Consider the following 12,136-nt stretch of genomic DNA (forward strand, 5'->3'; position numbering starts at 1 on the left):
GTTCACCGCCCTTCGAGCTCGTCGTAGAGGTCGGCGGCGGGGGCGGCGGTCACGATGTCGCCGGCCCCGGCGAGAGCGGCCGAGGGCGGGAGGAAGGTGTCGGGGTTGCATGCCGCGGCCAGCACGCCGGTCGCGGTCGCGGCGTCCAGCGCGGTGACGACGATCCCGGCCGCGGTGAGCAGCTCGACCGCCTCGTTGAGCCGCCGAACCAGACGCTGCTCGCCGGCCTGCCGCACGGGTCCGTCAGCCGCGGCTGCTGCGGATCGTCGTCGGAGGTGTCCCAGCGTTGAGCTGACGCTGTCGACGACGGCGGGACGCGTGGGCTCGCGGAGAACGAGCAGCACTTGGCGGCGCAGTAAGTCGGCGTGCTGGCCGAGCTGGGCGAGGTAGTCCGCGTGGTCGAGCGCGGCGGCTTCGAGGGCGGGGTGGGGGAGCCCGCCGGCGCGGTCGCGCAGCTGGTCGACCTGCGGGGCGAGGTCGAGTCGCTCGGCGCGCACGAGGATTTGCACGGGCGCGGTCAGCGAGTGCAGGTAGCGGGCGAACGAGCTGACGAGCGCCTCCTGCTCGGCGGGCGTGCGCAGCGAGAAATTGACCGTCGAGCACGCGGCGATCACCGCGAGACCGTCGTCGCCGAGGTCGACGACCCCAGCTGTGGTTCCGTCGTGGACGCCGCGCGCGGGCAGCTCCAGCGGCGTCGGTGCCACGTCGTCCTCCTTGGACTCGGCGGCCAGCCAGGCCGGCACCGGCCCGACGCCCTCCGGGGCGGAGACTTGGCGGCGGGGGGTGAAGCGCTGACGGACCGCGGCCACCAGCAGCCGGTCGAGGGGGACACCGTCCCGGCGGCCGAGCGCGACCACCGTGACTGCGAGCCCGACGGGGACCGCGACGAGGAGGAACAGCGGCAGCGGTAGGAAGCTGCGGGTGGCGTTGTAGAGGGCGTAGAGCAGCAGGCCGGTGACGCCGAGGATCGTCAGCTGCCGGGCGGTGAGCGGGCCGAGCACGCGGTCGGGGCGGTCGACGTCGGCGGGAATGCGCACGGGACGGGACATGATCTCGCTACCTCACTTCTTGGGACGACGCCGCGGCGGCAGATTCAGCGGCAGGGGCAGCTGGTTCCCGGTGCGCTTGCGCACTGGTGCCGGTGCTGCTGGCGATTCGGGTTTCGGCTGGCGGCGGAGACCGAGGGGGAGTGGGTACTGCCCGGACGCGAGTGGCCGGTTCCCGCTGAAGGCATCGGGCGCAGGACGACGGTGGGCGCGTGCCGCACGGTTGATCTGACCGGAGGGTGTGATCAGGCCGGGCCCGGTCTGCGGTACGCGGTTGGTTCGGCCTGGGTTGCCGAGTTCGTCGGCGAGGCTGCGTCGTGCGGGCCGCGGTGTTTGCGGCGGGAGGTGGATCGGCAGCATGCCCGCGCTCAGTGCGATCAGCGCGTTCGGCAGTTTCGCCGGCGGGCGCGCGTTGCGGCTGATCCGCCCGTCCGGCGTGAGCAGGCCCGGCTGCCGCGCTGGCCGAGCGGTGGGCGTCGGCGCGGCGAGGTCGTCGGCGAGCGTGCGTCGCGGGGTTCGGTCGGGGTCGCGGCGCACGGTGATCGGCAACCCGTGCTGGTCGGCGGGCAGCGCGTTCGGCAGGTCCTTCAGCGGCAGTGCGCGAGGGTTGGTCCGGACCGTCGAGTCGCCGGTGCGCGTCGTGAACAACGACAGCTGACCCGGCCCGGGTACTCCGTCGAGCGCACTGGCGCTGGGCAGTTCGTCCCACCCGCGGCGCGGGTTTAGGCGCGAGCGGGTGGAGCGGCGCAGTTTCATCGGCAGCATGAACTGCCCGGACCGCGTCGCCGGCGGATCCGGCGGCGCGCTCGGTCCGCCGACGCGAGCCCGCGAGGTGGCGCGGCCGGCTGCTGCGCCGGAGAGCAGGCCCATCGTCTTGTAGGCGATGACGCTGCGCGCGATCCGTCCGAGCAGGGAGGGGCGGCCGGAGCGGAGCGGGGCGAGGAACCAGAACGGGATTTTGATGAGCACGTACATCAGCGCGATGCACAGCAGCAGGTTCATCAGCGAGGAGAGCGACGGCCCGAAGATGGTGAACCCGCCGGGTGCGAAGAACACCCGCACGGTGACCACGAGCGTCAACGACTGACCAACTTGGATGGCCAGCACGCCGCCGGAGCCTTTCCACCAGAGGTAGGCGATGCCTTCGGTGTGGGGGAGGGCGTGGAACATCAGCGCGATCGGCGCGGCGGCGACCAGCAGGATCGTCACCATCACCCGCACGACGAAGACGACCAGCAGGACCAGCAGCATGGCCACCAGGACCAGCCCGAGAATGCCGAGGAAGATGCCGCCGCCGTGCAGGGAGCCCTGCACCATCGTGATCAAGCTGCGCGTCATCTGCGCCTGGTCGACGCCCTCGCCGAGCACCGCGGCCGACAACGCGTTGGCGACCTGGACGCCCTTGGTCATCAGGAACAGCGACAGCGTCCCGGCGAGAAAGCCCACGACCAGGCGTGGGGCGAGTTCCTTGACGGTGTAGCGGGCCTGCAGCGTCTGGTAGCCCATGATGATCAGCCCGGCCAGCAGCACGAGGATCACGTAGGCGGTGAGCAGGATGTGCCACGAGCCGACCCATACGGCGCCGAGGCCGGGCAGCTGATCCGGCTCCGGCGTGGTGAGCAGCGTCTTGCCGAGCAGGTCCAGCAGCGGGTTCATCCCCGCGGCGACGACCGCGGCGAGCAACGTGCTCGCGGCGACGACCATGCAGCCGGTGAGGTCGGTCAGGCCGCATTCCGCGGCGTCGCCGCCGGCGCCGTCCGGCGCCGGGGCCGACGGTGGCGTGCTTGGCACGAGCGTGGAGGGCTGCGGGATGCAGTTCGGTCCCTGACACGGCGAGCTGGTGGCCGGCGCGCAGCCGGGATCCAACGCGCCCGGGAAGCACAACGGCGGAGCGGGCAGCGCAGTGATCGGCGGCAGGGGAGTCGCCGGAATCGCCGGGGGCGAACTTGTGCTCGGAAGGTGGCATGCCGGTTCCGCAGAACCTGGCTCGCACCCCGGGTTGGGTGGCAGCGGCAACGGTGGCTGTGCCGGAGCGAGCTGGGCGGTGCCGATGTGCCGTGGGCCGGCGCTGGCTGCGCTGGACGCGATGCCGCCGAGCACGACCGCGAGCAACGCCGCCAGGGCGATGAGCCAGAACGAGCGGCGGCGACGCGACCGGACGGCGTTCCCCGGTGTGACCATGCGGCGGGAGGCGCGGGAAGACATCGTCTACACCCCGCCGACGATCGTCTTGAGGATTTCGACGACGAGCGGCGCGAGGGCGGCGAGACCGAACCCGATCCCGGCGGCCTTGAACGCGCCTTTCGCCTTCTCGATTTCGCCAGGGTCGTTGGACGCCATGAGGTAGCGGAGCCCGCCGATGGTCAGGAAGACCAGCGCGACGCCGGCAAGAATGCCCATGATCCACGACCGGATGTTCGACAGGACCTGATCGACGGACTGGGCGAGCGCGACGTACTGCACGGTCTCCGCATGCGCCGCGGAACCACCGAGGAGCAGCGCGGCGGCGGCCAGCATGCAGCCGAGCACGACGACCGGGCGACGACGCGATCGCGTTGGAGAGGTCGGAGCTTTCGGCACAGAACCGGGCTGACGGCAGCTCGTCGCGCGAGCTGAAACCCGAGCCGTCGTGCGGTGGTCGCGCCAGGTCGGCGGCTGGCGGACGGGTGTGTGGTGACCGGGGCGGTGCGAGATCAGTCGCATGAGGACGCCTCCTGAACGGCGCCCGGTTCCGACGTGGACCGGGATGGGCGAGGGCGGGCGGGCACTCGCGTCCCGCGGTCACCAACTCCGGAATTCGGCGGCCGGGGAGACACCGGACGCCGCGTCTTCTCGGATTCGCGGGCGAGGTTGCGCCGCCGCCTCGGGCGCGTTACCGCGTCGCTCTCGCTCAGGGCGTGCAGGTATTCGGCGAGCTTGCGCTCGGCACGGTGCCGGGCCTGCTGCGTCGCCTTGTACCTCTGGCCGCGGATCTGCGCCGCCTCGGCGAGTGACAGCTCACCGAACCTGGTCTCGCCGATCAGCGCGGCGTCGGCGGCAGTCAGGACACCGGCGTCGACGGCGGCGAGCAGAACGAAATCGGGATGTCCGCCGACGTGCTCCGGCCCGGGCGCGCGTGCGCCGAGGTCGGCGACCGGGGCCGCGGCGTCGAGCGCCTCCCGCAGGGCGCGGTGGCCGGCGCGGTAGGCGGCCCAGCGCAGCCGGACGAGAATGGCGGGCCGGGTGAGGTCGACGTCGACCAGGGCTTCGAGGAAGCCGGTCAGCACCGCGGCGTGGATGTCGTGGACCTCGCCGCGGAACCGGTTGGTCAGCTTGGCCGCGACCGGCAGCAGCACCGGCAGCGCCAGCCCGACGCACGCGACCGTCCACGTGCCACCCTCCGCACGAGACCGCGTCACGAGTGCCGTCCACACCGCGTCCCGCGTCTGCTGTGGACATCCTTTCGCGACGGTCAGCCGCCCGACTTCGTCCAGCGGCACCAGCCGCGGCGGTAGCCCGCGGACTTGGCGGCCGTCGAGGGCGACCGGGTGCGGTCCGGTGACCAGCCAGGCGAACGCGGTGCGGGCGGTGTCGAACACGCCGGGCGCGCCACGCGGACGCGTCGTCGGACTTGCTGCGGGGTGATTTGGTGACGAGGGCTGGTCCATGGCGGCACTCCTGAGCGAGCGGAAAGTGACGTCGCCAGGAAGCACGCCGGGGCGCCTCAAAACCGCTTCAAGCCCAGGTCAGAGGCGTGCCAAAGCCGCCTCAAAGCCGTTTCACGCCTGCACCGCGACCTCGAAATCGCAGAAGCGATCCGGCAGCCGACCAGCTCGAAATCCGCCACGGAGGTTCGGCCCCCGGACGGAAAACGCGGACTCGGCGTGATGGTGTCTCTTGCGGACCTCGTTGCCGGAGTTAGCTGGCGACCGCGCAGAAGCCACCCGACTCGATCGGTCGGTGGCCCGCCCCGGAGGTTCCGCTCGTGACTCGACGCCCGCCGTCCTCGGCCAACCGGCCGTCCAATCGAGACGACTCGACCCGCCCGCAACGCACCCGGCCCGTCAACGGCATCCCGTACCCCGGCGCTCCGGATCCCGTCGGCTCGAGCGCTCGCACTCGCCGGTTCCCGAAGCGAGCGGCCACCAGCCGCGAGCTGGCGCCGATTCCGCCGACGGTGTGGACGGCCGGGCCCGACCCGACCGACCCGGCAGCCGCCTGGCCGGTGCCGATCATCGAAACCATCACGACCAGCGTTTCGGCACCCGGCGCTCGGGTCCTGCTCGCACCATGGCCGACCGCTGAAGAGGCCGCGGACCGCGCCACCGGCCCCGGCGAACTGGACGCCGCGCTCGACGCCGTGCACGCGCTCGGTCGCCACCCCGCGATCACGAAACTCGAACCGCTGACTGCAAACGAGGTGCCCACCAGCGGCGAGGCGGCGTCGGCGTGGTTGCCGACCGACGACCGAGTCGACTTGGTCATCACGTCGCTACCGCCGGAACGCGGAACCGACCGCTCGGTCGAGGCGGTGGCGATCGCAGCAGCTCGTGCGCTCGCGTTCGGCGGAATCCTCGCGGTCTACACCCACAGCGACTGGTCGAGCGGCCGGCTGACCGACCCGTCCGGTCCGATGATCGCGGCCGCGCAAAACGCCGACCTGCTCTACCTCCAGCACATCGTCACCCTCCACACTCCGATCCGGAACGGTCGCCTACAGACGCCGACCGCGACGGATCGAACTGCCCTCGCGCTCGGCGGCCGAGAACTCGCCGCGCCGATGACGCACACGCGGGCGCACGGCGACGTCCTCGTCTTCGCCCAAGCCCACGCCGACGCCGCACAGCCGGAAGACCTCCGATGACCAGCCGACCGAAAGGCAGGTGCACCGCTGTGACCACCACACCGCCGACCACCCCGACGTCAACGGCCGACGAGCCGACCATGCCGCTGTCCCGGGCGTTCATCGACGCCCTCGACACCATCCCGCCCGCCGACGCGCCGACGGACTTCGGTGAGCTGCCGGTGTCGGTGTGGGCGACCGCGCAGACCTCGCCGGCCGCGCAACGCAAGGGCCGGTACGTGCCGGAATCGACCGCGCACCCAGCCAAGATGTTGCCCGCCGTCGCCGCGCACGCCATCGAGCACTACACCAAGCCGGGTGACGTGGTGCTGGACCCGATGTGCGGGATCGGCACCACTCTCGTCGAGGCGATCGACCTCGGCCGCCGCGCAGTCGGCGTCGAGTACGAGCCGCACTGGGCCGACATCGCCCGAGCCAACCTCCGCCTCGCGCGCAAACGCGGCCACGACCACGACGGCCAAATCGTCCGCGGCGACGCCCGCCAGCTCGACACTCTCCTGCCCGCCAAGTACGCCGGCAAGGTCGCACTGGTCGTCACCTCACCGCCGTACGGGCCGTCGGTGCACGGCCTCGTCAGCACGAACCGGGAGACGGGTGTCGACAAGGTCAGCAAGCGCCACTACCGCTACGGCAGCGCACTCGACCGCGGCAACCTCGCCAACATCGGCCACCACCGCCTGCTGGTCGGCTTCATTCGCATCCTCACCGCCTGCGCCCGGTTCTTGCGCCCGGGCGGCCACGTCGTGATCACGGTCCGGCCGTGGCGCGAGCACGCGGAATTGATCGACCTGCCCTCCCAGGTTATTGCCTGCGGCGCCGCGGCTGGCCTCGTGCCGGTCGAGCGATGCGTCGCCCTGCTCGCCCGCGTAGCCAACACCGAGCTGGTCGCGCGCGGCAGCTTCTTCCAGCGCGACTTCATCCGCAAACAACGTGACGGAGGACTGCCGCTGCACCTCATCGCTCATGAGGACGTCGTGGTTCTCCGTGCGCCAGCGTCCCGCTCGAGTTCAGAAAAACTGAAGCAGGTTCAGGCCGAACCCGAGCACGCACCTGGGTCATTGTCAGGGTTGGATGCTCGGGTTCGCAAGGGATCCGAGGGCGTGGCGGCATGATCGTCCTCGAGCAGTCGCAGGGCGTTCACGGCGTAGCGCACCGCGGCGGTGTGGGAGATCCCGAAAACGGTCGCCAGGCGAAGCGGGTCGCCGCCGCTGGCGAGTGCTTCCTCGAGTTGCCGGTCGATGCGCAGCTGTTCCAGGGTTGCGCGAAGGCCGCGAAGGTCGAGGATCCAGGTGGCGCTGACCGGACCGTGGTGCAGGGCGGTTTCCTTGCTGACCAACAGATGCGGGTTGGCGGTGCGCGGCCAACGGCCGCGCCGGTGATCGAGCCAGTCGACCAGGACGCGGTAGGTCAGCTCGTCGAGTGGCCGGGTGGTTCCGGCGATGGTGAGTCGCCGGTCGCCGAGGCGGACGTCGTCGAGTTGCAGTGCGCGGATCTGGCCCGGCCGAGCGGCGTGCACGGCGGCAAGGACAACACACAGCCGTGCGTGTGGTGTCGTGGCCGCCGCGACCGCGTCGGCCAGGTCGGCGTCGGTCAGAGGCTGCCAGATCCGGTGCGCGCGTTTTCGAAGTCGGATGTGGGTGGCGGGATTGCGGAAGATCACCCCGTTTCGCCGCGCCCAGGTGAACACGGAACGGAGTGCGGTCACGGTGCTGTCCCGGGCACTGCCCTGCAGCGGATCAAGGTAGGCGAGCACGTCGTCGTGGGTCACTTCACGCAGGTGGTCGTAGCGGGTGGTCCAGTCCCGCAAGGCGGGCAGCACACTGCGCAGGTAGGCGCACACGGTGCCCGGGTGTCGGGCACGGCTGCGCGGGCCGCCGTCGCGCAGAACGCGCACCCAGTCGCGGACCGGCGCGTCGATCCCCGGGGCGAGGCCCTCGAGTTTCGCCTCCAACCACAGCTCGAAGGTGGGCGTGCGATCCTCGATCAGGATGCCCATGCGGTCGAGGATGTCTGTCGCGTTGTCGACGTTCACGCAAAAGCGCAACGCGATCGCCCGCACCTCGGACGCCTTGACGAGATCACCGTCGTCGTAGTCGGCAAGCAGACGCACCAGCGTGCGCTGCATCGCCCGGCGCGCGATCGGCGACCAGCCGCGCGCCTCGGCGGTGGCATGCGCGAGGTAGAGCGCCCAGGCCAGCCACGGATTATCCGGTGCGGGCGCCGAGCGCAGGTCGAACCGCACGGCCGCAAAGCTGCGCGGAAGGTCCTCGGCGGACACCAGCGCCAGTTGCGTTCCGGTGCTGACCGGACGCACCTGCGGAGTCGGCGGAGGTTTGCGGGGTCGGCCCTTCTCGCCGTAACGGCGGGGCGTGGTGCGCGGGCGGCCGCGGCGTTTGGTCATCCCGGCGAAGAACAGTTGCTGGCAGCGCACGCGGGGGAGGTAAGGGGCGAGTACGACGCGGGAGCGCGCGTCTTCGGCGGCGACGGCGCGATCCTCCCGAGCCTGGAACCAGCACAGCCGGCAGTACCCCTGCTTCAGCGGCACCCGGCGGCCGCACGCGCCGCAATCACCGACGTGGTGCCCGAAGTGCGGCGCGGAGAAGTTGTAGCAGGCCAGGCACACGCCCTGGGCATGGGTTTCGCCCCACGCGAAGCACTCCGCGCAGCTGGTCACCGCACGAGAGATCTTCCGGCCGCAGCCGTCGCGGGCGACCACCGGTCACGTCGGGGGAAGCGATCGGCCATCTCGTCGCCGCGGCACCACACGCGGCGTCGGGCGTTCGCCTGCGACCGACTGATCGGACTCGGCAGTCTCGGGCTGCGGCACGGTTTCCGGTTCCGGGATCAGCAGTTCGCCGACCTCGCAGCCCAGCACCGCGCAGATCACCTCCAGATCGGCGAGCTTGATCGACGCCGGCTGTCCGGACCACAGATTCGACATCTTGCCCAGCGAGACCACCAGGCCGCGTTCGGCCAGCAGGCGTTGCAGGTCGGATGCCTGCCAGATGCCGCGATTCGCGGCGGCCAGCCGCAGGTTCCACCGCATTCACATCAGCCCTTCCAGCCGCGCGGCAGCGCGTTTCTGCCCGGCGATCCAGGCGTCCTCGATCCGGCTGCGCTGCACATGGACGTACTTCATCGTGGTGGCAACCCAAGCGTGGCCGTACATCTCCTGAATGGAGATCAGATCGACGCCGCCCAAGTAGAGCTGCGAAGCGCAATAGTGCCGCAGCACATGTGGCGTCAGCCGCCCCGCCCACGACGGCAGATGCTCGGCGGTTGCCTCGACCAGCCCGACCCGCAGCGCGTTGTAGCTGACCCGGCAACGCGACCGGTCCGTGTGGCGGCGCTCGGAGGGAAACAGCGGCGCGCCGTGACGGGTGTGATCGTCGTCGAACTGGCCCCACACGTCCTCGATGTACCAGCGCAAGGTGCGGCCGGCGTCGTTGAGCAGCGGCACCATCCGCTCCCGCGGCCCGGAACCTCGCGCGCCCTTGCCGACGCGGACGTGCAGCTTCCCGAATCGGCCCAATTCCCACCGAATGTCGTCCAGATCGAGGTGGCGGGCCTCGTTGATGCGCAGCCCGACATCGGCCATCAACCGCGCCGCCGCGTAGTTGCGGGCCGTCGGGGCGTACTTCCGGCAGTCCGCGAGACTTTTTGCCCACCCCGTGAACAAGGTGCGGACTTCGGACTCCAGCGGCGGGATACGCAGCTTCGCGTTCTTGTTGCCGCGGGGCCGGTTCACCTCGTCGAGCGGACACTCCACGACCCGGCCGGTCATCGCGTGCAGCTCGACCTTGTGCCGCAACTCCAGGAACTCGAAGTACAGGGACAGCGCGCTCGCCCGCGCCAGCCGGCTCCCGCTCGGCGCCTTCCGCAGCTCTCGTCCGAAGTAGACGTCCGCATCGGACGGTTCCATCTCCCACAGCGGCCGTCCGAACCAGTCCCGGATCTGCTCCAGGTTGCTCAACTCGCCACGGATGGTCTTGTCCGCCATCCCGGCCGAAGACCGGGCCAGCACCAACCCGGCCATCACGTCGACCTCGAACTGCTCGAGCTCATCTGCCGAGGGCGACGGCCGATGTGACCGCAGGTCCCGCACTGCCGCGACCGCCAACTCACACCACCTGTCTTCACTCAACCTGGAATGAGATCACACGCCATGAAACCACTTCAGAAATCCCGAAGCAACTTCAACACGTCGACAGTCGCGGCGGAGGACGCAAAGTCGCTGATCAGCAGCCGGTCGGCATCAAGGACGCGAACGAACTCGGGTGATGTCGTACTAAATCGTGGGCAGGTCACTGACGTCGGCTTGAGGCGCGAGGTGAACGTGCATGACGAGTATGGCTTGATTGGGCCGGGGCACTGGGCCGCATAACCACGGGAGAAGCTCAATCTACGAATTCCCATGAGGCTGTCTCCGCAGGTCCCGTGATGCTCGCGTAGTGGTGGCAGAGGTCCTTTGTGGCGTCAAGCCCGGTCAGCGGGTGAATGCTCTCCGTCAGTTCGTCGCGTTCTGCGACGTCACCGAACGGGTCCAATGCGTCACCGCTGAGCTGAAAACCGGCCGCACGGCACAGCGCAGACATGGCGCCTTGGTAGTCCGAGGGACGTATGCCGGCTCAGCGACCTGCCTGTCGGCCGCAAGCTCGGCGAGCACCATCAGTTAGCCGGGGCAGCAGGGTGGGACGGACCAGCGTCGTCTCGGATCCGTTACAGCTGTATGCGGTTGTGCAACCACGTACGAACGCCGGGGGGCTGGAGAGACATCGCCAATATCGCGGTGCTGTAGTCGTAAACAAGTACAAGGTGCAAGTCACGGTACGTACTCGCCAGATCGTCGCTGGGCAACAGTGCCCCGCCGACTCGGTCGGATCCCGCCTTACTTGGTGGGCCAGTGGCATCGAGTCCTGCCAGCCACGTGCTGACTGCTCGGTACACGTGATCTTCCCTGACCGAGATCGAGTAGAGATGCGTCACTGACTTGGATGCGTCGCGTGCTATGCAGCGGTAGTAGTGGTGCGGGCCAGTCGTTGAGCTGTCCATCTTGCGGTCACAGGTGGCGCAGCGAATCAGCCCCTGGAACAGATAATTGTGAAGCGTGCGACGACCGTGGCGTTCGGCCCTGCTACGTCCGGCGAGGGTCTTCGCGCGCCGGAGAAGCTGCACCTGCGTGAATTGCTGAACAGTGACGATCTGGGGATGTGCTGGCATCCGGGAGCGGACGACGCGGTCGGGTGATGCTCGCCGGAATCGCACGATGTGGCCGGCGGAGACATCGTCGGGGTCGAGGAGGACTTCGGTCTTGGTCCAGCGGCCGAAGACCGCGTAGCCGGTGTACCGCGGGTTCTGCAGGATCGAGCGGATGGTGCTTCCGAGCCAGCCATCGCCGCGGCGGTGCGGGTTCTGCTCGGGGCGGCGGGCGGAGGGGCAAGGGATGCCGTCGCAGTTGAGGCTGTTGGCGATGGCTTGGTCGCCGTAGCCGCGGAGGTAGTCGGCGAAGATGCGGCGGACGACGGCGGCTGCTTCGTCGTCGATGTGGAGGATGCGGAGCTGGAGGCCGTCGGCGGCTTTGCGGGGGTGTGGGTGTGGCCCGCCGTCGATGACGATGTAGCCGTAGGGTGCTCGTCCGCCTTCGTGGCGTCCTTCGCTGATGACTTGGGCGTCCATGGAGGCGCGGACGCGGGCTTGGACGTGTTGGCGTTCGGATTCGCTGATACCGCCAAGGAGGCTCATCAGCATGGTGTGGGAGGGGTTGCGGGGTTGGTAGGGGCCGCCGAGTTCGGGGACCCAGAGTTCGACGTTGTAGGCGGCCACGCGGGGTGCGGTGAGGGAGAACTGGTTACCGAACCAGCACCGGGTGCCTTCGCCGACGACGACCGCTGTCCATTCGCGGGACGTGGCCTTCAGGGCGTTCAAGAGGCGGCTAGCCTCGGGCCGGCGGTGCCAAGGGACAGATCGTGACTGGCCGATGTCGAAGTACTCCTCGACGACCTGGCCGCCGAGGGGCTCCACGAACCGGGATGCGTTACGCAGCTGCCAGCTACGGGAGGTCGCTGGGTCCTGTTGGTCTTCGGTCGAGCACCTGCCGTAGAACGCGAAGCGTTGAACGCTCGTCTCCGTTGCCGAGGCTTGAGTGGTCCCCCAGAGGGCGTCTAGCTCAGCCCAGGGATCAGCCAAGGCGCACACGTTGCTGCGCCCTTGCAGAGCAGCTACGGCTTTGCCCGCCATAGTTATTAGG

10 protein-coding genes are annotated in these 12,136 nt (G+C 69.8%); 2 read left to right on the plus strand and 8 right to left on the minus strand.

Annotation, left to right across the window (positions count from 1 at the left end):
• Nucleotides 1-2: 2 nt before the first annotated feature.
• The 4 genes from ACLJQF_RS21505 to ACLJQF_RS21520 all read right to left on the minus strand — a co-directional run bounded on the left by ACLJQF_RS21505 (nt 3) and on the right by ACLJQF_RS21520 (nt 4,624).
• A complete protein-coding gene (locus ACLJQF_RS21505; RefSeq protein WP_410611058.1) occupies nt 3-1,049 on the minus strand; it encodes a PrgI family protein in 1,047 nt (348 codons plus the stop codon).
• Between the two features lie 12 nt (nt 1,050-1,061).
• On the minus strand, nt 1,062-2,837 hold the full coding sequence (locus tag ACLJQF_RS21510) for a hypothetical protein (protein ID WP_410611060.1): 1,776 nt from the start codon (nt 2,835-2,837) through the stop codon (nt 1,062-1,064).
• Between the two features lie 417 nt (nt 2,838-3,254).
• Nucleotides 3,255-3,563, minus strand: coding sequence for a pilin (locus tag ACLJQF_RS21515; RefSeq protein WP_410611062.1), 309 nt, complete (start codon nt 3,561-3,563; stop codon nt 3,255-3,257).
• Nucleotides 3,564-3,739: 176 nt separating this feature from the next.
• Entirely contained in the window at nt 3,740-4,624 is an 885-nt protein-coding gene (locus ACLJQF_RS21520) for a sigma-70 family RNA polymerase sigma factor (RefSeq protein WP_410611063.1), read from the minus strand.
• Between the two features lie 386 nt (nt 4,625-5,010).
• Here ACLJQF_RS21520 and ACLJQF_RS21525 point away from each other — a divergent pair, with 386 nt between their 5' ends.
• Nucleotides 5,011-5,889 (plus strand): hypothetical protein, encoded by an 879-nt coding sequence (locus tag ACLJQF_RS21525; RefSeq protein ID WP_410611065.1) that lies wholly within the window; start codon nt 5,011-5,013, stop codon nt 5,887-5,889.
• Nucleotides 5,886-7,001 (plus strand): TRM11 family SAM-dependent methyltransferase, encoded by a 1,116-nt coding sequence (locus ACLJQF_RS21530; RefSeq protein ID WP_410611066.1) that lies wholly within the window; start codon nt 5,886-5,888, stop codon nt 6,999-7,001. The genes ACLJQF_RS21525 and ACLJQF_RS21530 overlap by 4 nt, the downstream gene beginning before the upstream one ends.
• Here ACLJQF_RS21530 and ACLJQF_RS21535 read toward each other — a convergent pair.
• The 4 genes from ACLJQF_RS21535 to ACLJQF_RS21550 all read right to left on the minus strand — a co-directional run bounded on the left by ACLJQF_RS21535 (nt 6,917) and on the right by ACLJQF_RS21550 (nt 12,126).
• On the minus strand, nt 6,917-8,605 hold the full coding sequence (locus ACLJQF_RS21535) for an integrase (RefSeq protein WP_410611068.1): 1,689 nt from the start codon (nt 8,603-8,605) through the stop codon (nt 6,917-6,919). The genes ACLJQF_RS21530 and ACLJQF_RS21535 overlap by 85 nt on opposite strands.
• A gap of 3 nt (nt 8,606-8,608) precedes the next feature.
• On the minus strand, nt 8,609-8,935 hold the full coding sequence (locus ACLJQF_RS21540; protein ID WP_410611070.1) for a helix-turn-helix domain-containing protein: 327 nt from the start codon (nt 8,933-8,935) through the stop codon (nt 8,609-8,611).
• On the minus strand, nt 8,936-9,889 hold the full coding sequence (locus ACLJQF_RS21545) for a tyrosine-type recombinase/integrase (protein WP_410611072.1): 954 nt from the start codon (nt 9,887-9,889) through the stop codon (nt 8,936-8,938).
• Nucleotides 9,890-10,608: 719 nt separating this feature from the next.
• Nucleotides 10,609-12,126 carry a recombinase family protein gene (locus tag ACLJQF_RS21550; protein ID WP_410611074.1) on the minus strand — a complete coding sequence of 506 codons (1,518 nt, stop codon included), beginning with the start codon at nt 12,124-12,126 and terminating at the stop codon, nt 10,609-10,611.
• Nucleotides 12,127-12,136 lie beyond the last annotated feature (10 nt).

The sequence above is a fragment of the Amycolatopsis sp. lyj-109 genome, assembly GCF_046548995.1.
GTDB lineage: Bacteria > Actinomycetota > Actinomycetes > Mycobacteriales > Pseudonocardiaceae > Amycolatopsis.

Coding starts and splice junctions, on each gene's coding strand:
- ACLJQF_RS21545 (WP_410611072.1), bottom strand. CDS start 9,889: ATGGCGGACAAGACCATCCGTGGCGAGTTGAGCAACCTGGAGCAGATC.
- ACLJQF_RS21515 (WP_410611062.1), bottom strand. CDS start 3,563: ATGCTGGCCGCCGCCGCGCTGCTCCTCGGTGGTTCCGCGGCGCATGCG.
- ACLJQF_RS21540 (WP_410611070.1), bottom strand. CDS start 8,935: ATGCGGTGGAACCTGCGGCTGGCCGCCGCGAATCGCGGCATCTGGCAG.
- ACLJQF_RS21505 (WP_410611058.1), bottom strand. CDS start 1,049: ATGTCCCGTCCCGTGCGCATTCCCGCCGACGTCGACCGCCCCGACCGC.
- ACLJQF_RS21550 (WP_410611074.1), bottom strand. CDS start 12,126: ATGGCGGGCAAAGCCGTAGCTGCTCTGCAAGGGCGCAGCAACGTGTGC.
- ACLJQF_RS21530 (WP_410611066.1), top strand. CDS start 5,886: ATGACCAGCCGACCGAAAGGCAGGTGCACCGCTGTGACCACCACACCG.